This window comes from Phenylobacterium sp., from assembly GCF_044236515.1.
In the GTDB taxonomy this organism is placed as follows: domain Bacteria; phylum Pseudomonadota; class Alphaproteobacteria; order Caulobacterales; family Caulobacteraceae; genus Phenylobacterium.
In genome coordinates this window covers 1-25,441 of sequence record NZ_JBIIGK010000032.1, presented here as the reverse complement: position 1 = coordinate 25,441, position 25,441 = coordinate 1, and the positions used below count along the sequence as shown (strand labels likewise).

The 25,441-nt window shown below is 69.4% G+C and carries 26 protein-coding genes; 9 read left to right on the top strand and 17 right to left on the bottom strand.

From position 1 onward, the window contains the following. Positions 1-80 precede the first annotated feature (80 nt). The 8 genes from mutM to ACILRF_RS05560 all read left to right on the top strand — a co-directional run bounded on the left by mutM (position 81) and on the right by ACILRF_RS05560 (position 6,302). Positions 81-944, top strand: coding sequence for a bifunctional DNA-formamidopyrimidine glycosylase/DNA-(apurinic or apyrimidinic site) lyase (mutM, locus tag ACILRF_RS05595; RefSeq protein ID WP_395671289.1), 864 nt, complete (start codon positions 81-83; stop codon positions 942-944). Further along, positions 941-1,807, top strand: a complete 867-nt coding sequence (locus ACILRF_RS05590; RefSeq protein ID WP_395671288.1) for a TraB/GumN family protein — start codon at positions 941-943, stop codon at positions 1,805-1,807. Before mutM ends, ACILRF_RS05590 begins: the two co-directional genes overlap by 4 nt. Positions 1,808-1,840: 33 nt before the next feature. Continuing rightward, positions 1,841-2,617 (top strand): enoyl-CoA hydratase, encoded by a 777-nt coding sequence (locus tag ACILRF_RS05585; protein ID WP_395671287.1) that lies wholly within the window; start codon positions 1,841-1,843, stop codon positions 2,615-2,617. After that, positions 2,617-3,195, top strand: a complete 579-nt coding sequence (locus ACILRF_RS05580; RefSeq protein ID WP_395671286.1) for a GDSL-type esterase/lipase family protein — start codon at positions 2,617-2,619, stop codon at positions 3,193-3,195. Before ACILRF_RS05585 ends, ACILRF_RS05580 begins: the two co-directional genes overlap by 1 nt. A 109-nt stretch (positions 3,196-3,304) precedes the next feature. Beyond that, positions 3,305-3,571, top strand: a complete 267-nt coding sequence (gene rpsT, locus ACILRF_RS05575; protein ID WP_395671285.1) for a 30S ribosomal protein S20 — start codon at positions 3,305-3,307, stop codon at positions 3,569-3,571. Positions 3,572-3,968: 397 nt separating this feature from the next. Further along, a complete protein-coding gene (gene dnaA / locus ACILRF_RS05570; protein ID WP_395671284.1) occupies positions 3,969-5,381 on the top strand; it encodes a chromosomal replication initiator protein DnaA in 1,413 nt (470 codons plus the stop codon). Between the two features lie 65 nt (positions 5,382-5,446). After that, on the top strand, positions 5,447-5,860 hold the full coding sequence (locus tag ACILRF_RS05565) for a VOC family protein (protein WP_395671283.1): 414 nt from the start codon (positions 5,447-5,449) through the stop codon (positions 5,858-5,860). A 4-nt stretch (positions 5,861-5,864) separates the two neighbouring features. After that, the gene (locus tag ACILRF_RS05560) at positions 5,865-6,302 is read left to right on the top strand and encodes a DUF2214 family protein (protein ID WP_395671282.1); all 438 of its coding nucleotides are present in this window, start codon (positions 5,865-5,867) and stop codon (positions 6,300-6,302) included. Positions 6,303-6,365: 63 nt separating this feature from the next. On the opposite strand, the gene pnp is transcribed toward ACILRF_RS05560, so the two are convergent. From pnp to rimP, 9 genes are all read right to left on the bottom strand, one after another. After that, positions 6,366-8,507 (bottom strand): polyribonucleotide nucleotidyltransferase, encoded by a 2,142-nt coding sequence (pnp, locus tag ACILRF_RS05555; protein ID WP_395671281.1) that lies wholly within the window; start codon positions 8,505-8,507, stop codon positions 6,366-6,368. Between the two features lie 243 nt (positions 8,508-8,750). Next, the gene (gene rpsO, locus ACILRF_RS05550; RefSeq protein WP_395671280.1) at positions 8,751-9,020 is read right to left on the bottom strand and encodes a 30S ribosomal protein S15; all 270 of its coding nucleotides are present in this window, start codon (positions 9,018-9,020) and stop codon (positions 8,751-8,753) included. A 3-nt stretch (positions 9,021-9,023) separates the two neighbouring features. Next, positions 9,024-9,968, bottom strand: a complete 945-nt coding sequence (truB, locus tag ACILRF_RS05545; protein WP_395671279.1) for a tRNA pseudouridine(55) synthase TruB — start codon at positions 9,966-9,968, stop codon at positions 9,024-9,026. Continuing rightward, positions 9,968-10,405, bottom strand: coding sequence for a 30S ribosome-binding factor RbfA (rbfA, locus tag ACILRF_RS05540; protein ID WP_395671278.1), 438 nt, complete (start codon positions 10,403-10,405; stop codon positions 9,968-9,970). Before rbfA ends, truB begins: the two co-directional genes overlap by 1 nt. 94 nt (positions 10,406-10,499) lie before the next feature. Beyond that, on the bottom strand, positions 10,500-10,997 hold the full coding sequence (locus ACILRF_RS05535) for a DUF2939 domain-containing protein (protein WP_395671277.1): 498 nt from the start codon (positions 10,995-10,997) through the stop codon (positions 10,500-10,502). A gap of 121 nt (positions 10,998-11,118) precedes the next feature. Continuing rightward, on the bottom strand, positions 11,119-14,076 hold the full coding sequence (gene infB, locus ACILRF_RS05530) for a translation initiation factor IF-2 (protein WP_395671276.1): 2,958 nt from the start codon (positions 14,074-14,076) through the stop codon (positions 11,119-11,121). Positions 14,077-14,159: 83 nt separating this feature from the next. Then, entirely contained in the window at positions 14,160-14,786 is a 627-nt protein-coding gene (locus tag ACILRF_RS05525; RefSeq protein ID WP_395671275.1) for an RNA-binding protein, read from the bottom strand. A 15-nt stretch (positions 14,787-14,801) separates the two neighbouring features. Beyond that, positions 14,802-16,502, bottom strand: a complete 1,701-nt coding sequence (gene nusA, locus ACILRF_RS05520) for a transcription termination factor NusA (protein ID WP_395671274.1) — start codon at positions 16,500-16,502, stop codon at positions 14,802-14,804. Beyond that, positions 16,499-17,059: a ribosome maturation factor RimP gene (gene rimP, locus ACILRF_RS05515; RefSeq protein ID WP_395671273.1), complete on the bottom strand. Its 561-nt coding sequence runs from the start codon at positions 17,057-17,059 to the stop codon at positions 16,499-16,501. Before rimP ends, nusA begins: the two co-directional genes overlap by 4 nt. Before the next feature lie 199 nt (positions 17,060-17,258). Here rimP and ppa point away from each other — a divergent pair, with 199 nt between their 5' ends. Further along, a complete protein-coding gene (ppa, locus tag ACILRF_RS05510; protein ID WP_395671272.1) occupies positions 17,259-17,798 on the top strand; it encodes an inorganic diphosphatase in 540 nt (179 codons plus the stop codon). Here the strand turns inward: ppa and trmB are convergent. From trmB to miaB, 8 genes are all read right to left on the bottom strand, one after another. After that, the gene (gene trmB / locus ACILRF_RS05505) at positions 17,795-18,469 is read right to left on the bottom strand and encodes a tRNA (guanosine(46)-N7)-methyltransferase TrmB (protein ID WP_395671271.1); all 675 of its coding nucleotides are present in this window, start codon (positions 18,467-18,469) and stop codon (positions 17,795-17,797) included. The two genes, ppa and trmB, sit on opposite strands and share 4 nt — an antisense overlap. A gap of 28 nt (positions 18,470-18,497) precedes the next feature. Continuing rightward, positions 18,498-19,718, bottom strand: a complete 1,221-nt coding sequence (gene metK / locus ACILRF_RS05500) for a methionine adenosyltransferase (RefSeq protein WP_395671270.1) — start codon at positions 19,716-19,718, stop codon at positions 18,498-18,500. 106 nt (positions 19,719-19,824) lie between these two features. Beyond that, the gene (locus ACILRF_RS05495) at positions 19,825-20,244 is read right to left on the bottom strand and encodes a helix-turn-helix domain-containing protein (RefSeq protein WP_395671269.1); all 420 of its coding nucleotides are present in this window, start codon (positions 20,242-20,244) and stop codon (positions 19,825-19,827) included. Between the two features lie 43 nt (positions 20,245-20,287). After that, complete coding sequence (gene lnt, locus ACILRF_RS05490) at positions 20,288-21,871, bottom strand: apolipoprotein N-acyltransferase (RefSeq protein ID WP_395671268.1); 1,584 nt, start codon at positions 21,869-21,871, stop codon at positions 20,288-20,290. Further along, positions 21,868-22,758 (bottom strand): hemolysin family protein, encoded by an 891-nt coding sequence (locus tag ACILRF_RS05485; RefSeq protein WP_395671267.1) that lies wholly within the window; start codon positions 22,756-22,758, stop codon positions 21,868-21,870. Before ACILRF_RS05485 ends, lnt begins: the two co-directional genes overlap by 4 nt. After that, the gene (gene ybeY / locus ACILRF_RS05480) at positions 22,745-23,215 is read right to left on the bottom strand and encodes an rRNA maturation RNase YbeY (protein ID WP_395671266.1); all 471 of its coding nucleotides are present in this window, start codon (positions 23,213-23,215) and stop codon (positions 22,745-22,747) included. Before ybeY ends, ACILRF_RS05485 begins: the two co-directional genes overlap by 14 nt. Further along, on the bottom strand, positions 23,212-24,177 hold the full coding sequence (locus tag ACILRF_RS05475; RefSeq protein WP_395671265.1) for a PhoH family protein: 966 nt from the start codon (positions 24,175-24,177) through the stop codon (positions 23,212-23,214). The genes ybeY and ACILRF_RS05475 overlap by 4 nt, the downstream gene beginning before the upstream one ends. Next, on the bottom strand, positions 24,174-25,441 hold a 1,268-nt coding region (gene miaB, locus ACILRF_RS05470), incomplete at its 5' end, for a tRNA (N6-isopentenyl adenosine(37)-C2)-methylthiotransferase MiaB (protein WP_395671264.1). The genes ACILRF_RS05475 and miaB, both read right to left, overlap by 4 nt.

The window sequence follows — 25,441 nt, the reverse complement described above, 5'->3', positions numbered from 1 at the left end:
GTCGCGGCAGGTCCGGTCATGCCCGCCGTCATATCGGGGAAGCCCTTGGCGCGCCATCCCGGCCGTGCCAAGCCTTGCCCATGCCCGAACTTCCCGAGGTCGAAACCGTCCGCCGCGGACTTCAGCCCGTGCTGGAAGGGGCCCGCCTGATCCGGGTCGAAGCGCGCCGGCCCGATCTGCGCTTTCCGTTTCCGGAAGGTTTCGTCCAGCAACTGACGGGGGCGCGAGTGGTCGAACTGTCCCGCCGCGCCAAGTACATCCTCGCGCGGCTGGATCGGGAGGACACCCTCGTCATGCACTTGGGCATGAGCGGCCGTTTCGAGATCGCGCGCCCTGAAGGGTCGAGCCGGCCCGGTGAGTTTCACTACGCGCCCGATCCGGATCCGAAGCACGCCCACGTCGTCTTCGACACCGACGCCGGGGTCCGCATCACCTATTACGATCCGCGCCGGTTCGGCTTCATGGGCCTCGTCAACACCGCCCTGCTCGAGGTGCACCCCTGGTTCGCCGACATGGGTCCAGAGCCTCTGTCCGACGCCTTCGACGTCGGCCGGCTGAAGAGCGCCTTCGCCGGCCGCAAGCAGGGTCCCAAGACCCTGCTGCTCGATCAGCGGGTCGTGGCCGGGCTCGGCAACATCTACGTCTGCGAGGCTCTGCACCAGGCGCGGATCTCGCCGTTCAAACCAGCCGGGAAGATCGCCGCCGCCCGCCTTCCGCCGCTGGTCGCCGCGATCCGGGAGGTGTTGCAGCGGGCGATCGCGGCCGGCGGCTCGTCCCTCCGCGACTTCGCCGGCGCCGACGGGGCGCTCGGCTACTTCCAACATCGCTTCCGGGTCTACGACCGTGAGGGACAGCCCTGCCAGAACGAAGGCTGCAGGGGCGTGATCGCCCGTGAGGCGCAGGCCGGGCGCTCGACCTTCTTCTGCCCGGTCTGCCAGAAGTGAGACGCGCGCTCTTCGCCACCGCCGCTGGCCTGGCCGCGTTCGCCGCCGGATGCGCCCGGGCTGAACCGCCGATGTGGGTGGTGAAGGACAGGAACTCCGAACTCGTCCTCTTCGGCTCGGTGCATGTCCTGCCGGCGGGTCTGGCCTGGCGACCGGCGGCGCTCGATCGCGCGCTTAGCGGGGCGGACGATGTCTGGTTCGAGCTGCCGACCGGCCCTGAGGCGGAACAGGAAAGCGCCCGCACCGCGCTAAACCACGGCCTCCTGCCACAGGGGCAGCGCCTGTCGAAGCTGCTGCGGCCGGCGGACGCCGAGCGTCTGGCGAGGGTCGCCCAGGCCTATGGGATCGACCCGGCGATGCTGGAAGCCTACCGGCCGTGGATGGCGGAGATGGCGCTGGCCGGCGCGGTGTTTCGCCGGGCCGCGGCCAGCGAGGCCAACGGGGTCGAAGCCGTGCTGTCGGCCGCGACGCCGCCCGCGACGCCGCGCCGATCCTTCGAAACGCCGTCGGAACAGATCGCCTTCTTCGCCGGCGCGCCGCTGGGCGACCAGATCGCGGCGCTGAACCAGACAGTCCGCGAGATGGAGCACGACCCGGACGAGTTCCAGCTGCTGCTGCGGGCCTGGATGGCCGGGGACGTCCGGACCATCGAGCGGGAGTCGCTCGATCCCATGCGCCGGGCCGCCCCGAACCTCTTCCGAGTGCTGGTCGTCGAGCGCAACCGCCGCTGGGCGGCGACCCTTGACCGGCGGCTGAAGGGCCAGGGGCGCTCCGTGGTGATCGTCGGCCTCGGGCACCTGGTCGGCCCGGAAGGACTTCCCGCACGACTGCGCGCCCTTGGCTATTCGGTCGAGGGGCCTTAAGCCGCACGGACCCATAGCGGCCTGGAGGCGACGATGACCTACGAGACCCTGCTGGTGGAAACCGACGACGGCGTGACCCTGGTCCGGCTGAACCGGCCGCAGGCGCTGAACGCCCTCAACGCCGCCCTGCTCGCCGACCTCGTCGCGGTGCTGGACGCGGTCGAGGGCGACGAGCGCGTCGGCTGCGTGGTGATCACCGGGTCGGAGCGCGCCTTCGCCGCCGGCGCCGACATCAAGGAAATGGCCGACAAGAGCTATGCGGACATGTTCCGCAGCGATCTGTTCGCGGAGGTTTCCCGCCGCTTCGACGCCTTCCGCAAGCCGGTCATCGCCGCGGTCGCCGGCCACGCCCTGGGCGGCGGCTGCGAACTGGCCATGATGTGCGACCTGATCATCGCCGCCGACACCGCCAAGTTCGGCCAGCCGGAGATCAACCTCGGCATTGTCCCGGGCATCGGCGGAACCCAGCGGCTGACCCGGGCGGTCGGCAAGGCCAAGGCCATGGACCTGATCCTGACCGGCCGCACGATGGACGCCGCCGAGGCCGAACGCTCGGGCCTGGTGGCCCGGGTCGTCGCGGCCGACCGTCTCGTCGACGAGGCGATGGAGGTCGGCCGCAAGATCGCCGGCCTGTCGCCGCTGGCGGTCGCTATGGCCAAGGAACTGGTCGACGCCGCCCAGGACACCACCCTCAGCGCCGGCCTGGCGCTGGAGCGGCGGCTGTTCCACTCCCTGTTCGCCTTCGACGACCAGAAGGAGGGCATGGCGGCCTTCGTCGCCAAGCGGAAGCCGGAGTTCAAGGGGCGCTGATGCGCATCCTGGCGTTCGGCGACAGCTTCGTCCTCGGCCAGGGCGATCCGGAGCATCTGGGCTGGGTCGGCCGGGCGCTGCGCGGACGGCCGGAGATCACGCTCTACAATCTCGGGGTTCGCGGCGACAGCAGCGCCGACGTGGCCACACGCTGGCGCGCAGAGGCGAAGGCCCGTCACGTCGTCGGCGAAACGGGGATCGTCTTCTCTTTCGGCGCCAATGACTGCGGGCTGGAGGCCGGCGCGCCGCGCGTGCCGCCGGCCGCGAGCCTCGCCCATGCCCGAGCCATGCTCGTCGAAGCGGCCGATCTGGGCCCCGTCCTGATGGTCGGCCCGCCGCCGATGCCCGAGCCCGGCCGCGCCGCCCGCATCGAGGCGCTGAACGACCATCTGAAGGCCCTGGCCGGCCGCCTGCGGGTGTCGTTCGTCGACGTCTTCCAGCCCTTGTTCGCGGACGGGCTGTGGAACCGCGAGGCCGAGGCGATCGACGGAGCCCACCCGGGCGCCGGCGGCTATCAGCGGCTGGCCGACCTGGTCGCCGCCCACCCCGCCTGGCGGGTCTTTACCGGCGCCGGCTAAAACCGCCCGGTCGCCATTGACCCACGGCGGCCGCTCCCGTATATCCGCGCCTCCATTTCGCACGCCCTGCCGTCGGCGGGGCGCGACCCGTATTGAAGAGCTCTGAAGAATGGCCAACACGCCCGGCGCCAAGAAAGCGGTCCGCAAGATCGCCCGCCGCACCGAAGTCAACAAGGCGCGCCGCTCGCGCGTCCGGACCTTCCTGCGGAAGTTCGAAGAAGCCCTGACCAAGGGCGACGCCGGTGCCGCCAAGGCCGCCTTCGTCGAGGCTCAGTCCGAGCTGATGCGCGCTGTCTCCAAGGGCGTGGTCCACAAGAACACCGGCTCGCGCAAGGTCTCGCGCCTCGCCGCCCAGCTGAAGAAGCTGTCGGCCTGAGCCCGGCGGCGGGCGGCCTCGCCGCCCGCGCTTTCGCATCGCGAAAAATGCTGCAGCAGCGTTCTTTCCGAACGCTGCTTTTTGCTGTCCGAAACTCCGTCGGCTGACCGACACTGCGGCCAAATGGCTCGACGAACGTTGTGTTGTCAGCGGTTTTCTCAACCCCTTCAGGGGGTCTATCGGAGTCAACGGAAATATCCGCCGACGGCGCTAAGAATCGCCGTTGACCGGCCCTAAGCCGCGACTAATCTCAAGCCTCTTACAGGCGTTTTTTCCAATCGATCTCGGTCTTCGGGACGCCGGCGGAGCAGTCGCATTCGCCGGATAAGCGCCTGTGCGTGTTGAGAAAAATAGGGCGGGCCTGGCGTGGGGCCGGGGCTGAGAGGCGGGGTTTGCAATGATGAGCGGGAGGGCCGCGGGAGCTATGGCAGAAACGCCAGCTGGGGCCGTCTGGATGAAGACCTGCCAAGTTCTCAAGCGAGAGCTGGGCGAGGCCACCTTCGGCTCTTGGCTGGGGCAAGCGGCTCTGCGCGAGGCGGGTGACGAAGTGTGCGTGGTCGCCGCCACCGGCGTGGCGCGCGACTGGATCCGCCGTCATGCCTGGCGCCGTATCGGCGAGCTGTGGGCGCAGAACGACCCGATGGGTCGTCGCCTGGACCTGAAGTCCCGCATGGAGATGGATGCCGCTCCGGCGCCGGTCCGCGCCGCGCCGGAACCCGAGGTTATCGAGATCGAGGTCGAGGCGCCGCCGGTGGTCGCCCGCCAGGGTCGCCTGCAGGGCCTGCAGGAGCGCTTCAGCTTCGAGACCTTCGTGGCCGGCCCGGCCAACGAATTCGCCTTCGCCGTGGCGCGCCGGGTGGCGTCCTGGGCCGACGGGCACTTCAATCCGGTGGTCTTCCACGGCCCGTACGGCTTCGGAAAGACCCACCTCTTGAACGCGCTGGCCTGGGAAGCCATGCAGAGCGCGCCGGAGAAGCGGGTGGTCTATCTGACCGCTGAGCGTTTCACGACGACCTTCGTCAAGGCGCTGCAGGACCGCCAGACCCAAGCGTTCAAGGACGAGCTGCGCAACGCCGACCTCTTGCTGATCGACGACGTCCACTTCGTGGCCGGCAAGCCGTCGACGCAGGAGGAGCTTTTCCACACCCTCATCGCCCTGGTCGAGGACGGCCGCCGGGTGGTGATGACCGCCGACCGCTCGCCGAACGAGCTGTCGGACATGGAACCGCGCCTGCGCTCGCACCTCCAGGCGGGTCTCGTCTGTGGGATCGAGCCGGCCGACCGGGCCCTGCGCCTGGGCATCCTCGAGCGCAAGTTGGCGACCTTGGCCCAGCAGGGCCGGTTCCTGCCTTCGGCGCGCCCTGAGGTGCTGCAGTTCCTCGCCGACCGCTTCACCGACAGCGTCCGCGAGCTCGAAGGCGCCCTGAACACCCTCGTCGCCCGGGTGGGCGCTGACGTCGCCCGTCTGACGCTGGACGAGGCCCAGGCCATCCTTCGGCCGCACCTCGCCTGCAACGAGCGTAAGGTGACGGTGGACATGATCCAGAAAGCCGTCGCCGAGCACTACAACCTCAAGCAGGCGGACCTGATCAGCGAGCGCCGCGCGCGCGCCGTGGCCCGCCCCCGCCAGGTCGCCATGTGGTTGGCCAAGCAGATCACCACCCGCTCGCTGCCGGACATCGGCCGGCGGTTCGGCGGGCGCGACCACACGACGGTGCTGCACGCGGTGCGGCGCATCGAGGCGCTGAAGGGTGAAGACGCCGCCATCGCCCGCGACGTGGACGTGCTGCTGCGCAAGCTGCGGGGCTGAACGGGTCCTTAAGACTGTCGCGGTTTTGCTGCTAGGCTGGGGTCTCCAATCGAGGGAGACGCCCTATGTCGGACCAAGCGCCGCTGACCAGCCCGGTTTCCTGCTACCTGCACCCCAAGGGCGGCCGCGCCGCCGAGGCCGCCGAGTTCTATAAGCGCGCCTTCGCCGCCGAAGAGACGGTGCGGATGCCGGCCGACGACGGCAAGCGGCTGATGCACGTCCAGCTCTCCATCAATGGCGGCTCGGTGATGATGAGCGACGAGTTCCCAGAGTACAGCCAAAGCCAGGTCCGGGAGATGGGCGGCTTTACCATCCACCTGCAGGTGGACGACGCCGACGCCTGGTACGAGCGGGCGGTGGCCGCCGGCTGCGAGGTCCGCATGCCGCTGGAGGACCAGTTCTGGGGCGACCGCTACGGCTCGGTGCGCGACCCGTTCGGCGTCGACTGGTCGATCGGCGGGCCGGTCAAAGGGGCCTGAGGGCGTGCTGGACCTCGTTCTGGCCATCGCTCATCACCTGCTGATCTTTGCCCTGTTCGGCTTGCTGGTCGCCGAGATGCTGCTGGTCCGCCGGGCCGGCGATCCAGGCGTTCTCCAGCGACTGGCCCTGGTCGACGGCGGTTACGGCGGCGTGGCCGGAATGACGCTCATCGTCGGAATCTGCCGCGCCGTCTTCGCGGCCAAGGGCTGGGACTACTACGCCCACAACGGCTTCTTCTGGGCCAAGGTCGCCGCCTTCGCCGCCATCGGCCTGCTGTCGATCCCCGGCACGCGCGCCTTCCTGATCGCGCGGCGGGCCGGGCACGGCCTGGCGGCGGGGGAGATCGGGCGGGCCCGCGGCCTCCTCCACGCCCAGTCGGGCCTCTTCGTCTTGGTGCTGGTGTTCGCCGCGGCCATGGCCCGCGGCTACGGCGCGTTCTGAAGGCAAGAAAAAAGGCGGCCGGATCGCTCCGGCCGCCTTTGTCGTATGGATGGCGAAGCGGCGTTACGCCTCTTCGGTCTCCGCGCCTTCCTTCTTGGACAGGTCTTCGCCGGTCTCCTGGTCGACGATCTTCATCGACAGGCGGGTCTTGCCGCGGTCGTCGAAGCCAAGAAGCTTTACCTTCACGGCTTGGCCTTCCTGCAGGACGTCCGAGACCTTCGCGACGCGCTCGTTGGAGATCTGGCTCACGTGGACCAGGCCGTCCTTGGCGCCGAAGAAGTTCACGAAGGCGCCGAAGTCGACGATCTTCACGACCTTGCCAGTGTAGATCTGACCAACCTCGGGCTCCGAGGCGATGGACTTGATCCAATCCTTGGCGGCGTCGATCTTGGCGGCTTCCGCGGCGGCGATCTTGATCGTGCCGTCTTCACCGATGTCGATTTTGGCGCCGGTCTTTTCCACGATCTCGCGGATCACCTTGCCGCCCGAGCCGATCACTTCGCGGATCTTGTCGACCGGGATCTTGATGGTCTCGATCTTCGGCGCGAACTCGCCCAGTTCGGCGCGCGGCGCCTCCATGGCCTTGTTCATTTCGCCGAGGATGTGCTCACGGCCGCCCTTCGCCTGTTCGAGGGCCTTTTTCATGATCTCTTCGGTGATGCCGGCGATCTTGATGTCCATCTGCAGGGAGGTGATCCCGTCAGCGGTGCCGGCGACCTTGAAGTCCATGTCGCCGAGGTGGTCTTCGTCGCCGAGGATGTCCGACAGGACCGCGAAGCCGTCGCTTTCCAGGATCAGGCCCATGGCGATGCCCGATACCGGCTTCTTCAGCGGCACGCCGGCGTCCATCAGGGCCAGCGAGGAGCCGCAGACGGAGGCCATCGACGACGAGCCGTTGGACTCGAAGATCTCCGAGACCAGGCGGATCGTGTAGGGGAACTCTTCGGCGGTCGGCAGCATCGGGCGGATCGCCCGCCACGCCAGCTTGCCGTGGCCGACTTCGCGGCGGCCCGGCGCGCCCATGCGGCCCGTCTCCCCGACCGAGAACGGCGGGAAGTTATAGTGCAACATGAACTTCTCGTAGTACTTGCCCTCGAGCGCGTCGATCAGCTGCTCGTCGTCGCCCGTTCCGAGCGTGGCCACGACCAGCGCCTGGGTCTCGCCGCGGGTGAAGAGCGCCGAGCCGTGGGCCCGGGGCAGGACGCCCACTTCCGAAACGATCTGACGGACCTGGTCGACGGTGCGGCCGTCGATACGCTTGCCGGTCTCGAGGATCGAGCGACGGACGATGTCGGCCTCGAGTTCCTTGAAGACGCTGATCAGCTTCAGCGGATCGATGCCGTCCGGATTGGCTTCCGACTTCGCGAAGGCGGCGACGGCCTTCTGCTTGGCGGCGCCCAGGGCGGCGACACGGTCGGACTTCTTGGTGATCTGGTAGGCGGCGCGCAGGTCGTCGCCGATCACCTTCTTCACCTCGGCCTTGAGCGCGTCGGTGTCGTCCGGCTGGAAGTCGAAGGGCTCCTTGGCCGCGTGTTCGGCCAGCTCGATGATCGCGTCGATCACCGGCTGCATGCCCTTGTGGGCGAAGGTCACGCCGCCGAGGACTTCGGCTTCGGACAGTTCCTGGATTTCCGACTCCACCATCATCACGGCGTCGTTGGTGCCGGCGACCACCAGGTCCATCCGGCTTTCCTTCATCTCGTCGAGCGTCGGGTTGAGGATGTACTCGCCGTTCACGTAGCCGACGCGGGCCGCGCCGATCGGGCCCATGAAGGGCGCGCCGGACAGCACCAAGGCGGCGGAGGCCGCGACCAGGGCGACGATGTCGGGATCGTTCTCGAGGTCATGCGCCAGCACCGTGGTGACGACCTGGACCTCGTTCTTGAAGCCCTTCACGAACAGCGGGCGGATCGGACGGTCGATCAGGCGGCTGGTGAGGGTTTCCTTCTGCGAGGGCGCGCCCTCGCGGCGGGGGAAGCTGCCCGGGATCTTGCCCGCGGCATAGAACTTCTCCTGGTAGTTGACGGTGAGCGGGAAGAAGTCCTGACCGGGCTTCGCGCTCTTGGCGTAGACGGCGGTCGCCAGGACCTGGGTCTCGCCGTAGGTGGCCAGAACGGCGCCGTCGGCCTGACGGGCCATGCGGCCGGTTTCGAGCGTCAGCGTCTTGCCGCCCCACTCGATGGTCTTGCGTTTGATATCGAACATTTTCGCTTCTTTCTCATCCCGCGGGCGCATTCCCAGGCGGGGGCGGACAGGGATCGGTCTTCCGAAATCCTCTCCATTCGAACAGGCGGTGAGGATTTCTCTCGAACCCTCGGCGTGTGTGGAGCGCTTGGCTCCGGCGCCGCATCGGGTCCTCCGGCCTGTCGCGGAGGAGCGGCGTAATCGTCCTTGATAGACTTAAGGGTCCGGCCTGGACCGGACCCTCAAGGGAACTTGGGGCTGAGCTTAGCGGCGCAGGCCCAGGGTCTCGATCAGGGCCTGGTAACGGGCCTGGTCGGACTTCTTCAGGTGGTCGAGGAGCGACCGGCGCGCGGAGACCAGCTTCAGCAGGCCGCGGCGCGAGTGGTTGTCCTTCTTGTGCGTCTTGAAGTGCTCGGTGAGGTTCGCGATCCGTTCGGACATGATCGCCACCTGGACTTCGGCGCTGCCCGTGTCCGCTTCGCCGCGGGCATGGGTCTTGATGACTTCAGCTTTACGTTCAGCCGTAATCGACATCGATTAGTCTCCGCTCTTTTCGAGATGGAAGACCCGCGAGGGTTCGAGCCGGCCCGCGCGCATCTCGCAGAGAGCGACCATCGATCCGCCCGCCATGGCGGAAACGGTGCGCGAGCCGGCTTTCAAGCCAGCTTTCACCGCTTCAACCTGTCGGGGAACGAGAACGATCGACCGTCCCTGCTTCAGCCGGAAGGCGTCTTCGTCGGTCACGGCCAGCACCGGGATGTCGTCCAGTGCGGTCTCGACCGGAAGCAATGCCTCCAAGCAGCGGGCCTTATGCCCTAAATCCTCAAGCAATTCCAGCGTCACCGCCGAATGCTCCGTAAAGCTGCCGACCCGGCTCCGGCGAAGCTCGCTGACATGGCCGCAAGCACCCAGCGCCTCGGCGATATCGCGCACCAGGGCGCGGACGTAGGTGCCCTTGCCGCACTCGATCTCGATGGTGACGTGATCGGCGTCCGCCGCGCCGGCCAGGCGCGCGGCGTGGATCGTCACCGGCCGAGCCTTGAGCTCGACCGTCTCCCCGGCGCGCGCGAGGTCATAGGCCCGCTCGCCGTCGACCTTGATCGCCGAGAACGCCGGCGGGACCTGGCTGATCTCGCCGACGAAGCGCGGCAGGACCGCCTCGACCTGAGCCAGGGTCGGCCGAACGTCGGACTCGGCCAGGGTCTCGCCCTCGCGGTCGAAAGTGGCCGTCGTGCGGCCCCAGGCGATGGTGAAGCGATAGGCCTTGTCGGCGTCCATCAGGAACGGGACGGTCTTTGTCGCTTCACCCAGGGCGATGGGCAGGATGCCGGTGGCCAGCGGGTCGAGCGTCCCGGCGTGGCCAGCCTTCTGGGCGTTGAAGATGCGACGCACGCGGCTGACCGCGTGGGTGGACGTCAGGTCGTAGGGTTTGTCGAGGCAGATCCAGCCGGAGACCGCGTCGCCCTTGCGGCGGCGCCCCATCAGTCCTCGTCCTTCCAGGAATCCGACGGCTCGTCGGGGGTCAGATCGCGCCGGACGTGCGGGTCGTCGAACAGACGGTTCATCCGCGCCGCCTCGTTGAAGCTCTCGTCGTGCAGGAACTTCAGGTCGGGGGTGAACTTCAGCTCGATATGCCGGCCGAGCCGGCCGCGCAGGAACTTCGAATGGCGGTTCAGGCCGGCGGTCACCTCGTCGGCGTGGCCGCCGCCGAGCGGCTCCACAAAGACCGTGGCGTGGCGCAGGTCGGGGCTCATCCGCACTTCGGTGACGGTCACCGACACCCCCTCGAGCGCGGCGTCGGAGATCTCCTCCTCACGCAGGATCTCGACCAGGGCGTGACGGACCAGTTCGCCGGCGCGCAGCTGGCGTTGGGTCGGCCCCTGGGCCGCCCCGCGGTTGTGATGGGATTGTCGTGACATGATCTTGCTTTCGAGGACCTGGAGCGCGGATCGGACGCGCCGCTCAGGGAAGGGCGCGCTTCTAGGCGCGGCGGCCCGGGAAGTCCAGCGGATGCTAGATCTTCAGCTCCGACAGGCCGCCTTCGAAACCGGTCAGCTTCCAGGTGCCGGCGATCTTGCTGAAGGTCAGCAGGCAGGGGCCGTCCTTGGTGCGCGTGGCGCAGACCCGTCCGTCCGGCAGCGGCTTCAGCGCCTGGGAGATGACGATCGGATTGGGGATCTTGGTCTGCGGCGTGTAGCCGTAGCGCTCGGCCACCAGGCGAAACATCTGCGGCTGGACCAGGGTCTCGCCGGCCAGCTCGGCGAGCCCGGGGGCCAGCAGGGCGCCGAGGCTTCCAAACCGCGGATCGCGGGCCGCCTCGGCCGAGATCCGGGCCTGGATCTCGCGCTTCAAGGCCGCGCGGTCGACGTGCGCGTCGAAGCTCGCCTGGTCGTTGTCGCGGATCGAGATCAACAGGGCGTGGACGTCCGCGGCGGCGTCGAGCTTCTTGCCGGTGGCGCAGGAGGCCAGGGTGAGGCCTGCGAGAGCAAGGACGGCGGCGGCGATGCGCATGAGCGGCTCCGGCTGTTCCTTCAGAGGATAGGCGAGAACCGCGGCGAGTTCACGGCCTACCCGCACGCGAAAAGGCCCTCCCGATCGCTCGGGAGGGCCGCTTCTTTGACCACGCCGGCCTTTAGAGGCTGCGCTTGACCTCTTCGAGGGTGAAGCACTCGATGACGTCGCCGACCTTGATGTCCTGGAAGCCGAAGTGCATGCCGCACTCCTGGCCTGCATTGACCTCGTTGACCTCGTCCTTGAAGCGCTTGAGCGTCTGCAGGGTGCCGAGTTCCAGCACCACCACGTCCTGGCGGACGATCCGGACGCGGGCGCCCTTGCGGACCACGCCGTCGGTGACGCGGCAACCCGCGACCCGGCCGACCTTGGTGATATCGAATACCTGCAGCACCTCGGCGTTGCCGAGGAAGGTTTCGCGCTGGATGGGCGCGAGCATGCCCGAGAGCACGCCTTTGATGTCGTCCAGCAGGTCGTAGATGATCGCGTAGTAGCGGATCTCGACGCCCTCGCGCTCGGCCAGGTCGCGCGCCTGTTTCGACGCACGGACGTTGAAGCCAAGGATCGGCGCGCCGGCGCCCTTCGCCAGCATCACGTCGCTTTCGCTGATCGCGCCGGCGCCGGACAGGATGATGCGAGCCCGGACTTCGTCGGTGCCCATCTTGTCAAGCGACCCGACGATCGCCTCGGCCGAACCCTGCACGTCGGCCTTGATGATCACCGGCAGCTCGGAGACCTTCTTGTCGGCGAGTTTGGCCATCATGTCGGCCAGCGAGGCGCCCTGGACCGGCGAGCCGGTCTTCTCGCGCTTCACCCGCACGCGGTACTCGGTCAGCTCGCGGGCGCGGGCCTCGTTCTCCACGACTGCGAAGGGCTCGCCGGGATCCGGAGTGCCGTCGAGGCCGAGGATCTCCACCGGCACCGAAGGACCGGCTTCGCCCAGCTGCTCGCCGCGCTCGTTGAGCAGCGCGCGGACGCGGCCGAAGTTCGGACCGGCCACGACGATGTCGCCGCGCTTCAGCGTGCCGCGCTTGACCAACACGGTGGCCACCGCGCCGCGGCCCTTGTCGAGCTTGGACTCGATGACGATGCCGTCAGCCGTCCGATCCGGATTGGCCTTTAGGTCGAGCACTTCGGCCTGCAGCAGGATCGCCTCGATGAGGTTGTCGAGGCCCATCTTCTGGGTCGCCGACACCTCGATCGCCTGCGTGTCGCCCCCTAGGCTTTCGACCACGATCTCGTGCTGCAGCAGCTCGTTGATCACCCGGGTCGGATCGGCGCCCGGCTTATCCATCTTGTTGATCGCCACGATGATCGGCGCGCCGGCCGACTTGGCGTGGTTGATGGCTTCGACGGTCTGCGGCATCACGCCGTCGTCCGCCGCCACCACCAGCACGACGATGTCGGTCACGTTGGCGCCGCGCATCCGCATCGCCGAGAAGGCGGCGTGGCCGGGCGTGTCTAGGAAGGTGACCCGCTGGCCGTCCTCCAGACGAACCTGATAGGCGCCGATGTGCTGGGTGATGCCGCCGTGCTCGCCGGCCACCACGTCGGTGGCGCGCAGCGCGTCCAGCAGGCTGGTCTTGCCGTGGTCGACGTGGCCCATGACGGTCACGACCGGCGGACGGCCGACCAGATGATCGTCCACGTCCTCGGCGCCGATGAAGCCGGTTTCGACGTCGGCTTCCGAGACGCGCTTCACGGTGTGGCCGAATTCGGTGGCCACCAGCTCGGCGGTGTCGTTGTCGATGACGTCATTGATCTTCAGCATCACGCCCTGACGCATCAGGAACTTGATGATCTCGACGCCGCGGGTGGCCATCCGGTTGGCGAGCTCGCCGACCGTGATGACGTCCGGAATGACGACTTCGCGGGCCACGCGGGCCTGCTCGACGGCGCCACCCTTACGCTTCTCGCGCTCGCGCTCGCGGGCGCGGCGGACGGAGGCGAGCGAACGCATCCGCTCAGCGCCCTCGGCGTCGCCGGCGACGGTCTGGATGGTCAGGCGGCCTTCGCGGCGCTGCGGGGCGCCCTTGGCGCGGGAGATCGCCTTGCCGGGGCCGGCGTCGCGGCGGCGGTCATCCTCGTCCGGACGGCGGTCGAGGTTGGCGCCGCCGGGACGCGGCGCCTGACGGGCCGCGCGCTGGACTTCCGGCGTGGCCGGCGGGGCGGCCGGGCCGACGCGGGGGCCGCGTGGGCCGCCGGGGCCGCCGGGGCCGCGGGCGCCCGGAGCCGGACGCGGCGCGAGCGCCGAATAGCGAACGGTGCCGCCCTCGGGACGCGGCGCACGATCGTCCCGCATCGGACGGTCGACGCCCGGACGCGGGCCGCGGTCGTCGCGCGGCGGACGCGGGCCGTCGTTGCGCGGCGCACGCTGGTTGAAGCTCGCGCCTTCGAAGCGCGGGCGCTCCGGACGATAGGTCGTGGTGCTCGGACGGTCGTCGCGGCGATCCGGCGACGGCTGATAGGTGCGGGTCTGGCCGGCGGAAGGGCGCGTCTCCGCGGGACGCGGAGTCTCGGGCGCACGAGCGACGGGAGCCGCCGGGGCGACCGGGGCCGGCGGGGGCGCCGGGGCAGGCGCCGGCGCCGCGGCGGCCGGGGCTTCCGACACGGGCGGAGCGGCGGCAGGCGGCGGCGCAGCCGCGGCCTGGGCGGCGCGGGCGGCGGCCTCGGCGGCGGCGCGAGCGCGCTCGTCCTGGGCGCGGCGCTCGGCCTCCTGGCGGGCCGTTTGCTCGCGGGCGAGTTCGATAGCGCGGGCGCGGGCGGCCCGCTCCTCAGCGGAAAGGCCGTCGCCGGCGCCGCCGGCCGGCGCCTGCGGGCGCGGTTGGGCGGGAGCCGGGGCGGCCGGACGGGTGTCGAACACCCGCTTTTCGGCGGACGAGGGCGCAGCGAGGTTACCACCGCCCGGCGCATGCGTGCGGGCGCGCTTGGTCTCGACGACCACGGTCTTGGAACGGCCGTGGCTGAAGCTCTGCTTCACCGTGCCGGCGCTGACCGATCCGGCCCCGCGGGGCTTGAGGGTCAGGGGCTGGCGTCCGCCGGGGGCGGAGGGTCGGCCGTTGTTGTTCTCGTCGCTCATGCGCTCGCTTTACTCACCGGCCGGCGGATCCGGCCAAACGGATAACGAATGGAGGCGCTCGGGGCTTTTCAGCCCCGTCGCCTCTAAGGCTCCTCGCGCCAACTCTCAGGAAGGAGCGGGCTGAAGCCCGACAGCCGCTGGACGTCCTGCGCCCAACGATCGGCGGCTCGCCCCGCAAGGAAGGCGGTGTGTATCACATTCTCCAGCCCCAAGGCCAAACCCAATTCGGACGCCGTGAAGACGCCGAGCAGGCCGGGCGGACGAAGCTGCTTTCGGGCCTGGGCCCAGATCTTGCGGCGGCCGTCGGCGGCGCCGTCGGACGCCTCGATCAGCCAGGCGGCCTTTCCGGACGCGATGGCCTGCGAGACCTTCTCGAACCCCGAGGTAAGGTCGCCGGCCTTCCGCGCAAGACCCAGCCCCGACAAAATCCGCCGACGCAGGAGGGCGTCGACCTGGTCCGACAGATCGGCCGAGGCGACGAGCTTGGCCTTGGCGGCGCGGGAGAACAGTCCCTTCTTCGCCGCCTGGTCTACGGAGGCCCGATCGGCCGCGACCCAAAGGCCGCGGCCGGGCAGCTTGCGCGCCAGGTCGGGGACGACCGCGCCTTCGGGACCGGCCACAAAGCGCAGCAGGCGCGCTTCCTCCATCACCTCGCCGGAGACGATGTCCCGCCGCTCGCGGGCGGCTTCGGCGAGGGTGGCGGCGACCACGACGTGCCGCGTCCCTTAGGCGTCCCGGGCCTCGCCGGCCATTTCGGCTTCGGCGAAGGCCTCTGCGTCGATCAGCTCCTCGTCGGCCACCTCGGCTTCCGGCTCCGGCTCCGGCGCCTCGACCCAACCCATGGCGACGCGGGCCCGCATGATCAGGGTCTCGGCGTCCTGAGCGTCGAGGCCGAAGGTCTCGAGAATGCCCGCCTCGCGGACACGCTCGCCGTTGCGGGTCTCGAACCAGCCGCGCAGGTCGTCGGGCACCAGGCCGGCGAAGTCCTCGACGGTCTTTACGTCGCCCTCGCCCAGCGCCACGGCCATCGGCAGGGTCACGCCCTCGATCTCCAGCACGGCGTCCTCGACGCCAAGCTCGCGGCGCTTCTGGTCGTACTCGGCGGCCTCGCGCTCCAGGTACTCGCGGGCGCGGGTCTGGATTTCCTCCGCGGTGTCCTCGTCGAAGCCTTCGATGGCGGCGATTTCCGAGTTGTCGACGTAAGCCACGTCCTCGACGGTCGCGAAGCCTTCGGTGACCAGCAGCTGGGCGATGACCTCATCGACGTCCAGGGCTTCCTGGAACAGGGCCGTCCGCTCGGTGAACTCGCGCTGGCGGCGCTCGCTCTCCTGGCTTTCGGTCATGATGTCGATCTGCCAGCCGGTCAGCTGCGAGGCGAGGCGGACGTTCTGGCCGCGGCGGCCGATGGCCAGCGACAGCTGCTCGTCCGGCACCACGACTTCGACGCGCTCGTCCTCCTCGTCCATGACGACCTTGGAGACTTCCGCCGGCGCCAGGCCGTTGACGATGAACGTCGCCTCGTCCTGGCTCCACTGGATGATGTCGATCTTCTCGCCCTGCAGTTCGGCGACCACGGCCTGGACCCGGCTGCCGCGCATACCGACGCAGGCGCCGACAGGGTCGATGGAGCTGTCGTTGGAGATCACCGCCATCTTGGCGCGGCTACCCGGATCGCGGGCCACGGCGCGGATTTCGATGACGCCGTCGTAGACCTCCGGCACTTCCTGCGCGAACAGCTTGGCCATGAAGCCGCCGTGGGCGCGGCTGAGCAGGATCTGCGGCCCCTTCGTCTCGCGGCGGACGTCGTAGATGTAGCAACGGATCCGGTCGCCGATGTTGAAGTTCTCGCGCGGGATCGACTGATCGCGGCGCATGATGCCCTCGCCACGGCCCAGGTCGACGACGACGTTGCCATATTCGACCCGCTTGACCGAGCCGTTGACGATCTCGCCGACGCGATCCTTGAACTCTTCGTACTGGCGCTCGCGTTCGGCCTCGCGGACCTTCCCGGTCACGACCTGACGGGCCATCTGGGTCTGCACGCGGCCGAATTCGAACGGCGGCAGGACCTCTTCATAGGTCTTGCCAACCACGGCGTCCGGATCGGTGCGCTTGGCGTCCGACAGGCGCAGGATGCCAGCCGGCTCGTCGGCCGGGACCTCGACCCCGTCCTCGCCCTCGACCATGCCGAAAGTGGCGTCGTCTGCGACCACGGTCACGACGCGCTTGACCACCGTCTCGCCGGTCTTCGGGTCGATGCGCACGCGGATATCATGCTCGGCGCCGTAGCGGGCGCGGGCGCCCTTCTGGATCGCCTCTTCGATCGCCTCGATGACGATCTCCTTGTCGATCGCCTTTTCGCGAGCGACCGCCTCGGCGATCTGGAGCAGTTCAAGCCGGTTGGCGGAAATGCCGGTCAGGCTCATGACAGGTCCTCTTGGTCGGATGTCGGTTGTTGTTCGGCGGCCAGGCGAGCGGCGCGGATATCGGCGCCCCGCTTCATCAGCTCGTCGGAAAGGACAAGCTTGGCCTCGGTGATCCAGGCGAAGGGCACGAGGGCGGTCTCGGCCTCTCCCTCCAGGTCGATGGCGACGTTGGCGTCCTCGATCCCGGCCAGAACGCCCTTGAAGCGCTTGCGGCCCTCGGTCAGCCGGTCGAGCTCGAGACGGGCCTCGTAGCCTTCAAAGGTCGAAAAATCCTTCAGCCGGGTCAGGGGCCGATCGACGCCCGGCGACGAGACTTCCAAAAGATACTCGCCGGCGATCGGATCGGCAGCGTCCATCACCTCGGAAATGGCGCGGGAAAGGCGCGCGCAGTCCTCGACGTTCATGTCGCCGTCCGACGGACGCTCGGCCATGATCTGGAGCCGGCGCTGTTCGGAGCCGCCCATCAAGCGCACGCGGACGATCTCGTAGCCCGCGGCCTCGGCCACGGGGTCGAGCAGCTCCAGGAGCCTGGCGTCCTCGGCGGTCTTCCCGCGCATCTCTTCAGCCGTCCTCCGGCAAACAAAAAAGCGGCCGGGCCGGAGCCCGCCGCTTGAAAGCGCCATCCAGCGCGATCAGCGATGTGTTGAGGGGAATATAGCGACCGGCGCCCACGTTGTCAGCCCCTTTACTCGCCGGCGCCCTTAGCGCACACAGCGCGCCTCTTTTTGTCTGTGTGTCCCAGAAGGCCCCTCCCCCATGGACCTCTCCAAGATCCCCGTCGGCGCCAACCCGCCGTACGACGTCAATGCGGTCATCGAAATTCCGCAGGGCGGCGAGCCGGTGAAGTACGAGCTCGACAAGGATTCCGGCGCGATCTTCGTCGACCGCTTCCTCCACACGGCGATGTACTATCCGGGCAACTACGGCTTCATCCCGCACACCCTGGCCGACGACGGCGATCCGATGGACGTGATCGTGGTCGGGCCGACGCCGGTGGTGCCGGGCGCCATCATCCGCTGCCGCCCGGTCGGCGCGCTGATCATGCGCGACGAGGCCGGCGGCGACGAGAAGATCCTGGCGGTGCCGGTGGACAAGCTCCACCCGTTCTACGTCGGCGTGGATTCCTGGCGGGCGCTGCCGACCATCCTGACCGAGCAGATCGCCCACTTCTTCAAGCATTACAAGGACCTGGAAAAGGGCAAGTCGGTGGAGATCGTTCGCTGGGCCGACGCCGCCGAGGCCGCCGAGCTGATCAAGGCGTCTATCGACGCCTACCAGACTCAGCAGGCCGGCTAGAGCCGAACGAAGTCGAGGAACACCGGGGCGCAATCGCCCAGGCGCTTTTCCTCATAGCGGGTCGTGATGTGGTCGGCCGGCGGATCGCGCCAGTCGGCCACCTGCTCGGCCGGCCAGCCGAACCGGCCATCCTTCAGCACGCGCTCCAAGGTCCAGTCGACATAGTCCGCCCAGTCGCTGGCGAAGCGCAGGGCCGCGCCCGGCCTCAGCAGCCGGGCAAGCTCGCCCACCGTCTCGTCCTGGATCAGCCGGCGCTTGTTGTGCCGCGCCTTTGGCCACGGATCAGGGAACAGGATGAAGGCGCGATCGAGGCTGGCGTCCGGCATCCGGGCTATCAGTTCGCGGACGTCGCCGTCGTGGATGCGGACGTTGTCGAGCTGCTGTTCGTCGAGGTGGCGCAGGGCGCTGGCGACGCCGTTCTGGAACGGCTCGGCGCCGATGATCAGGACGTCGGGCCGTCGCGCCGCCTGGGCCGCCATGTGCTCGCCGCCGCCAAAGCCGATCTCCAGCCAGGCCTCGGTCGCGCCGTCCTTCAGTCCGCGCGGATCGAAGGCGCCGTCCGGCGGCCGGATCGCCGGCAGCAGGGTGTCCATCAACGCGGCCTGGCGCGGCTTGATGCTGCGCGACTTGATGCGGCCGAAGGAGCGGAGCGGCGGGTGGGAAGCGGTCATCGCCGCTCCCCTACCTTGAGAGCCGGGGCTAGGCGAGGCCCTTCAGCTCGGCGATCAGGTCCGTACGCTCCCACGAGAAGCCGCCGTCGGCGTCGGGTTTGCGGCCGAAGTGGCCATAGGCCGCCGTGCGGGCGTAGATCGGCTTGTTCAGGCCGAGGTGCTGGCGGATCGCACGCGGCGTGGCGCCGCCGATCAGCTCGGGCAGGGCCAGCTCCAGCTTCGCGGGATCGATCTCGCCGGTCTCGTGCAGGTCGACATAGAAGCTCAGCGGCTCGGCGACGCCGATCGCGTAGGCGATCTGGATGGTGCAGCGACGGGCGAGGCCGGCGGCCACGACATTCTTGGCAAGATAGCGGCAGGCGTAGGCCGCCGAGCGGTCGACCTTGGTGGGGTCCTTGCCCGAGAACGCGCCGCCGCCGTGCGGGGCCGCGCCGCCGTAGGTGTCGACGATGATCTTGCGGCCGGTCAACCCGGCGTCGCCGTCTGGCCCGCCGATCTCGAAACGGCCGGTCGGATTCACGAGGTACTTGGTCTTCCTGGTGATCAGCCCCTCGGGGAAGACCTCCTGGATGTAGGGCAGGATGGCTTCCTGGATGCGCTTCGGCGTCGCCGAATGCAGGCCGATCCGCTTCTGGTGCTGGGTCGAAACGACGATCTTCAGCACCTCGACCGGACGGCCGTTCTCGTAGCGCAGGGTGACCTGGCTCTTGGCGTCCGGCTCCAGCACCGCGCATTCGCCGGAATGACGGGCCTGCGCCAGGCGGCGCAGGATATTGTGCGAGAACTGCAGGGTCGCCGGCATCAGTTCCGGCGTCTCGTCGCAGGCGTAGCCGAACATGATGCCCTGGTCGCCGGCGCCCTCGTCCTTCTTGTCGGACGCGTCGACGCCCTGGGCGATGTGGGCCGACTGCTCGTGCAGATGGCAGGCGAACTTGGCCTTCGACCAGTGGAAGCCCTTCTGCTCGTAGCCTATCTCCTTGACCGCCTGGCGAACCTTGGGCTCGAGGCTGCGGACGATCTCCTTGGTCAGGGCCTTGTTTTCGGCCTTCGAACCGCCGGGCCGCCCGGCGCGGACCTCGCCGGCCAGGACGATGCGGTTGGTGGTCACCAGGGTCTCGCACGCGACGCGCGCCTCCGGCTCGACCGCCAGGAAAGCGTCGACGACGGTGTCGGAAATGCGGTCGGCGACCTTGTCCGGATGGCCTTCGGAAACGCTTTCGCTGGTGAAGATGTAATTCGAACGGCTCACGGACGAACTCCGGGGAGATGAGGCGCCGGCCTGCAGCGACGCGAACTTCCGGAGCCTATAAAGAAACCTTTATGTCCCGCCAAGCGGGGGGATGGCCGCAGCGGCCTCAGTCGCGATGATCGGCGTCCGGGTCGTGGTCCTCGGCGATGATGCGGACCAGCTCGATCAGCTTGCGACGGACGCCGGGCTCGCTGATGCGCGGGAACGCCTCGGCGAGTTCGGCGCCGTCGGCGGCCATGACCGGGTCCGTCGCGAAGCCCTCGCCGTCGACGTCGTCGAAGGGATTCCTCAGGCCGTGGAAGAAGTAGCCGACGGAGACGTCGAGCGCTCGGGCCATTTCCCAGAGCTTCGAGGCGCTGACCCGGTTGGCCGCCCGCTCGTACTTCTGGATCTGCTGGAAGGTCAGGCCGATCCGCTCGCCTAGGCGCTCCTGGCTGATGCCGAGCTCCTTGCGGCGCACCCGGATCCGGACACCGACGTGGCGATCGATGGGGTTTGCCCCCTCGTCGCCCTCCGAAGAATGCATGTCGCCCCCAGGCTCAGCCCGATGCAGAGAAGGCGAACTTGCATCACACTGTTCGCCGAACGCGGTAAGCGAGAAATACTGCGAGGGAAGCTAGCAACAGGCCGGCGAAAGGCAAGTCTCCGAAGCGGGCGTAGATCGTTGGTTTCAGCGCCGGTGGCAGCGGCGCATCAATCACCCCATAGGCGCCGAGACCGAGCCGCTGGCCATCCTGCACCCGGCCGTAGGCGTCGATGACCGCAGAAACGCCGGTAGGGGTGGATCGGACGATGGGGAGACCCTCCTCGATCGCCCGGTAGCTGGCGAGATTGAGGTGCTGGAGCGGGCCGCTGGTCTGGCCGAACCAGGCGTCGTTGGAGATGTTGAGGATCCAGGCCGGCCGGACAGCGTCCTGACCGGAGGCGGCGCGGCGGGTCAGGCCGGGGAACAGGGCCTCGTAGCAGATCAGCGGCTGCAGCGCCGGCATGCCCGAGGGGGCCAGCGGGGACGGCGGAGGGCCGGCGCTGAAGTCGTCCGGCATGTGAACGAGGCTGCGCAGGCCGATCTTCGTCGCGAGGTCGCCGAACGGCAGGAATTCGCCGAACGGCACCAGCCGGTGCTTGTCGTAGACGCCGGTGACCCGCAGTCCTTCGCCCTCGCGGCGCAGGGCCACGAGGCTGTTGTAGTAGCGGTCGACACCTTGGAGATCACGCTCAGCGCGGTTGGCGCCCATCAGCAGAGTCTGGCCCTCGGCGAAGGCGGCGACGAGGCGCGGGCCGTAGGGCGAGGCGTGCGCCAGGATATCGTCGATCACCGCCGGCAGGGCGCCCTCGGGCCAGATGACGACCTGCGGAGGACGGGCGGCGGGCCTGCGGGAGAGTTCGAGATAGGTCTCGAAGATCAGCGGCAGGTTCTCCGGCCGCCACTTGTCCTTCTGGTCGATGTCGGCCTGAACGATGCGGACCTGGGGCGCGTCCGGCGCAGCTGGGGCGGCGTGGGACAGCCGTCCCAGGCCGAAGGCGAAAAGACAGGCCACCGCTCCGACCGCCACGGCGCCGACCAGGGCGCGGACGCGTCGGCCGGCCGGGTCCAGCAGCAGGGCCGGCGCGGCGGCGATGGCGAGCGTGACCCAGGTCAGCCCATAGGCGCCCAGCACGGCGGCGGCCTGCGAGGGCGCCGAGCCGGCGGCCCAGGTCTCGCCCGGCAGGTTCCAGGGAAAGCCCGTGAAGATGTGGCCTCGGACCCACTCGGTGGAGGCCAGGAGACCGGCGAAGACGAACACGCGGGCGAGGCCGCGCCGGGGTCCGATTGCGGCGCGATAGGCCAGGGCGGCGGCGCCCCAGAACAGCGCCAGTCCGCCGGCCATCAGGATTAGGGCGAAGGGCGCCATCCAGCCGTGGACGGCGGCGTCGACCAAGAACGGCTCCACCACCCACCAGACCCCGACGGCGAAATAGCCGACGCCGGCCAGCCAGCCGCGGAAGAAGGCGGAGCGCAGGGGTCGTGGCGTGTCGGCCTCGATGGCTCGCAGGAGAAGCGCGTAGCCCAGCAGGCCGGGCAGCACGCCGAACGGCGGGTGGGCGATCCCTGCGGCGAGGCCGGCGACAAGCGCCCACAGGGCCGCGACGCGCAGCAGCGGCCAGGCAGTCACGGGCCGACCGTCTCCTGCGGCGGGACGCGGCGGACGCGGACGCGCTTCACTCGGCGAGGATCGGCGGAGACCACTTCGAGGACGAAGCCGCCGGCGTGTTCGATGCGCTCGCCGCGCTGGGGAACGCGGCCGGCCAGGGTGTTGACGAGGCCGGCGACGGTGTCGATTTCCTCGTCGACCTCCTCGGGGGCGAGGTCGACGCCGTCGCCGATGGCGGCTTCCAGATCTTCGAGGGCGGTGCGGGCGTCGACCAGCCAGCCGTGTTCGTCATGCACGATGGGGGCGGCGGCGGCGTCGGTCTCGTCGTCGTGCTCGTCCTCGATCTCGCCGACCAGGGTTTCGAGCAGGTCTTCGAGGGTGACCAGGCCGTCGGTGCCGCCGAATTCGTCGATGACGAGGGCCATGTGGGTGTGGCGGCCGCGCATCATGGCGAGCAGTTCCGAGGCGCGCATGGAGGCGGGGACGTAGAGGACGGGGCGGACCAGGTGCCGGCGGCCCATGAGGATCTGGTCCTCGGGCTTGGGCTTGTTGGTCTTGCGGGCCAGGAGCTTGAAGACGTCCTTGACGTGGATGACGCCGACCGGCTCGTCGATGGTGTCCTTGTACACGGGCATCCGCGAGTGTTCGGATTCGACGAACTGGCCGACGACCTCGGCGAACGTACAGGCGCGGTCGACGGCGACGATGTCGGCGCGGGGCTGCATGACGTCGTCGACCCGCAGGTCCTGGAAGGCGCGCGCCTGGGTGACGAGTTCGCCGGACGCCTGGGCGTGCGGTTCGGTCGGATCGGTGTCGGCCGCCGGGGCGGCGCCGCGTAGCCGTCGGAAGAGCCCCATCAAGCCTTGGCGGCGGGGCTCGGGACTACTTGAGGGGTCAGGGTCGCTCATGGTCTCCTTCGCCGGTCAGGTAGGGATCGGGGATCCCCAGCCCGGCCAGCACGACACGCTCGAGGCCTTCCATCGCTTCGGCCTCCTCATCGGTCATATGGTCGTATCCTAGTAGGTGAAGCACCCCGTGCGCCACCAGATGCTGCAAATGGTTGGCCAGCGGCTTGCCCTGCTCGGCCGCCTCGCGGGCGCAGACCCCATAGGCGAGGGCGATGTCGCCGAGATGACGCTCCGGGTTGGGCGGCGCCGGGAAGCTCAGGACGTTGGTCGGGTTCGGGCGGTCGCGGAAGCGGCCGTTGAGGTCCTCCACCGCCGCATCGTCGGTCAGCAGCAGGGTGACGCCCTCGCCGATCGCGCCCTCGGAATCCAGCACCGCCTGGGCGGCGCGACGGGTCAGGGCCTCGGCCTCCGGCAGGGCGGCGAGCCAGGCCTCGTCCTCGATCTCGACGTCGATCAATCGGCGCGTCCGGTCTTGGCCGCGTCGGCGTCGTAGGCCCGCACGATCCGCTCGACCAGCGGGTGGCGGACGACGTCGGCGGTGGTGAAGCGGGTGACGCCGATGCCCTTGACGCCGTCGAGCAGGCCGACCGCATGGGCGAGACCGGAATCGCGGCCGTTGACCAGGTCGACCTGGGTCGGATCGCCGGTCACCACCATGCGGGCGCCTTCGCCCAGGCGGGTCAGCACCATCTTCATCTGCAGGCGGGTGGCGTTCTGCGCCTCGTCGACGATGACGAAGGCGTGGCTGAGCGTCCGCCCCCTGAGGAAGGCGATGGGCGCGACCTCGATCTCGCCCTTCTCGCGGCGACGGCGGAGCTGGTCGGCCCCGAGGATGTCGGTCAGCGCCTCCCAGACCGGAGCCATATAGGGGTCGACCTTCTCGTTCATGTCGCCCGGCAGGAAGCCGAGCCGCTCGCCGGCCTCAACGGCGGGCCGCGAGACGATCAGCCGGTCGACCTCGCCGCGCAGCAGAAGGCCGGCGCCATGCGCCACGGCCAGGAAGGTCTTGCCGGTGCCGGCCGGGCCGAGGCCGAACACCAGCTCGCAGCGGTTGAGGGCCTGGAGGTACTCGGCCTGGGTCGGGGTCTTGGGCGCGACCTGGCCGCGGCGGCCGGCCGGCAGGGCCCCGGCGCCCGGCGCCGAGCCGGCGCCGCCGCCGGTCCTCGCCTGCCCGATGGCGACGCGGACGTCGGCCTCGACGATGTCGAGGCCCTGGTCGGCGCGGTCGGCGATGGCCTGTACGACCTTCTTGGCCTGGGCCCGGCTACGGGCGTCGCCGGTCAGCGAGACACCGCCGCCGGGGGTTTCGACCAGCACGCCGAACGCATCTTCGATCAGGGCGGCGTGACGTCCTCCGACGCCGGCCACGGCGCGCGCGGCTTCGTCGGAGAGGGTGAGAAACTCGGGGGCGCGGCTCAAACGGGCTCCATCTCTTGGATCAGCGCGCCCGCCAGGCTGTTGCGGGCCGCCTCTGTGATTTTCACGCTAACGATCTGGCCGATCAGGCGATCCGGCGCGGCGACGTGAACGGACTGCAGATAGGGGCTGCGGCCGACCAGCTGGCCCGCGTGACGACCCTTCTTCTCGAACAGCACCGGCAGGACGCGCCCGGCCTGGGCGGCGTTGAAGGCCATCTGCTGGTCCTCCAGCAGGGCGTTCAGCCGCTTCAGCCGCTCGTCCTTCACGGCATCGGCGACCTGGCCCGGCAGGGCGGCGGCCGGCGTGCCCGGGCGGGGCGAATATTTGAACGAGAAGGCGCCGGTGTAGCGGACCTCGCGGACGATCTGCAGGGTCGCCTCGAAATCGGCGTCGCGTTCGCCGGGGAAGCCGACGATGAAGTCGCCGCTGATCGCCATGTCGGGGCGCGCGGCGCGGATCTTCTCGACCAGCCGGACATAGCTTTCGGCGGTGTGGGCGCGGTTCATGGCCTTGAGGATGCGGTCCGAGCCGGCCTGCACGGGCAGGTGCAGGTAGGGCATCAGTTCCTCGACCTCGGCATGAGCGGCGATCAGCGCCTCGTCCATGTCGCGCGGATGGCTGGTGGTGTAGCGGATGCGGTCGAGGCCGGGGATCTTCGCCAGCCGGCGGACGAGGCCCGCGAGCCCACCCTCGCCGGTGTAGGCGTTGACGTTCTGGCCGAGCAGGGTGACTTCGCGCACGCCCTTGTCGGCCAGGGCCCGGGCCTCGGCCTCGATGGACTCGACCGGCCGCGACCACTCGCCGCCGCGCGTGTAGGGCACCACGCAGAAGGTGCAGAACTTGTCGCAGCCCTCCTGGACGGTGAGGAAGGCGGTGACCCCGTCGGGCCGGCGCTCGGCCGGCAGGGCGTCGAACTTGTCCTCCGGAGCGAAGTCGGCGGCCAGGCGCTCGCCGCGGGCCCGGTGGGCGCGGGCGATCAGTTCCGGGAGCTGGTGGTAGGCCTGGGGTCCGACGACGAGGTCGACCGCCGGCTGGCGGCGCATGATCTCCTGGCCCTCGGCCTGGGCGACGCAGCCGGCGACGGCGATGGTCATGGCCCGGCCCTCGGCGCGCCGGGCCTCCTTCATCTGGCGGATGTAGCCGAGCTCGGAATAGACCTTCTCGGTCGCCTTCTCGCGGATGTGGCAGGTGTTGAGCACCACCAGGTCCGCCGACTGCGGGTCGTCGGTGACGCCATAGCCCAGCGGCGCCAGCACGTCGGCCA

Bases quoted from the DNA above. Each gene is read 5' to 3' on its own strand.
- dnaA (WP_395671284.1), top strand. From the start codon at position 3,969: ATGATGAGCGGGAGGGCCGCGGGAGCTATGGCAGAAACGCCAGCTGGG.
- rpsT (WP_395671285.1), top strand. From the start codon at position 3,305: ATGGCCAACACGCCCGGCGCCAAGAAAGCGGTCCGCAAGATCGCCCGC.
- ACILRF_RS05495 (WP_395671269.1), bottom strand. From the start codon at position 20,244: ATGCATTCTTCGGAGGGCGACGAGGGGGCAAACCCCATCGATCGCCAC.
- trmB (WP_395671271.1), bottom strand. From the start codon at position 18,469: ATGACCGCTTCCCACCCGCCGCTCCGCTCCTTCGGCCGCATCAAGTCG.
- pnp (WP_395671281.1), bottom strand. From the start codon at position 8,507: ATGTTCGATATCAAACGCAAGACCATCGAGTGGGGCGGCAAGACGCTG.
- ACILRF_RS05585 (WP_395671287.1), top strand. From the start codon at position 1,841: ATGACCTACGAGACCCTGCTGGTGGAAACCGACGACGGCGTGACCCTG.
- infB (WP_395671276.1), bottom strand. From the start codon at position 14,076: ATGAGCGACGAGAACAACAACGGCCGACCCTCCGCCCCCGGCGGACGC.
- truB (WP_395671279.1), bottom strand. From the start codon at position 9,968: ATGGGGCGCCGCCGCAAGGGCGACGCGGTCTCCGGCTGGATCTGCCTC.
- nusA (WP_395671274.1), bottom strand. From the start codon at position 16,502: ATGAGCCTGACCGGCATTTCCGCCAACCGGCTTGAACTGCTCCAGATC.
- ACILRF_RS05580 (WP_395671286.1), top strand. From the start codon at position 2,617: ATGCGCATCCTGGCGTTCGGCGACAGCTTCGTCCTCGGCCAGGGCGAT.
- rimP (WP_395671273.1), bottom strand. From the start codon at position 17,059: ATGCGCGGGAAGACCGCCGAGGACGCCAGGCTCCTGGAGCTGCTCGAC.
- rbfA (WP_395671278.1), bottom strand. From the start codon at position 10,405: ATGTCACGACAATCCCATCACAACCGCGGGGCGGCCCAGGGGCCGACC.
- ppa (WP_395671272.1), top strand. From the start codon at position 17,259: ATGGACCTCTCCAAGATCCCCGTCGGCGCCAACCCGCCGTACGACGTC.
- ACILRF_RS05565 (WP_395671283.1), top strand. From the start codon at position 5,447: ATGTCGGACCAAGCGCCGCTGACCAGCCCGGTTTCCTGCTACCTGCAC.
- ACILRF_RS05485 (WP_395671267.1), bottom strand. From the start codon at position 22,758: ATGAGCGACCCTGACCCCTCAAGTAGTCCCGAGCCCCGCCGCCAAGGC.
- ACILRF_RS05535 (WP_395671277.1), bottom strand. From the start codon at position 10,997: ATGCGCATCGCCGCCGCCGTCCTTGCTCTCGCAGGCCTCACCCTGGCC.
- rpsO (WP_395671280.1), bottom strand. From the start codon at position 9,020: ATGTCGATTACGGCTGAACGTAAAGCTGAAGTCATCAAGACCCATGCC.
- mutM (WP_395671289.1), top strand. From the start codon at position 81: ATGCCCGAACTTCCCGAGGTCGAAACCGTCCGCCGCGGACTTCAGCCC.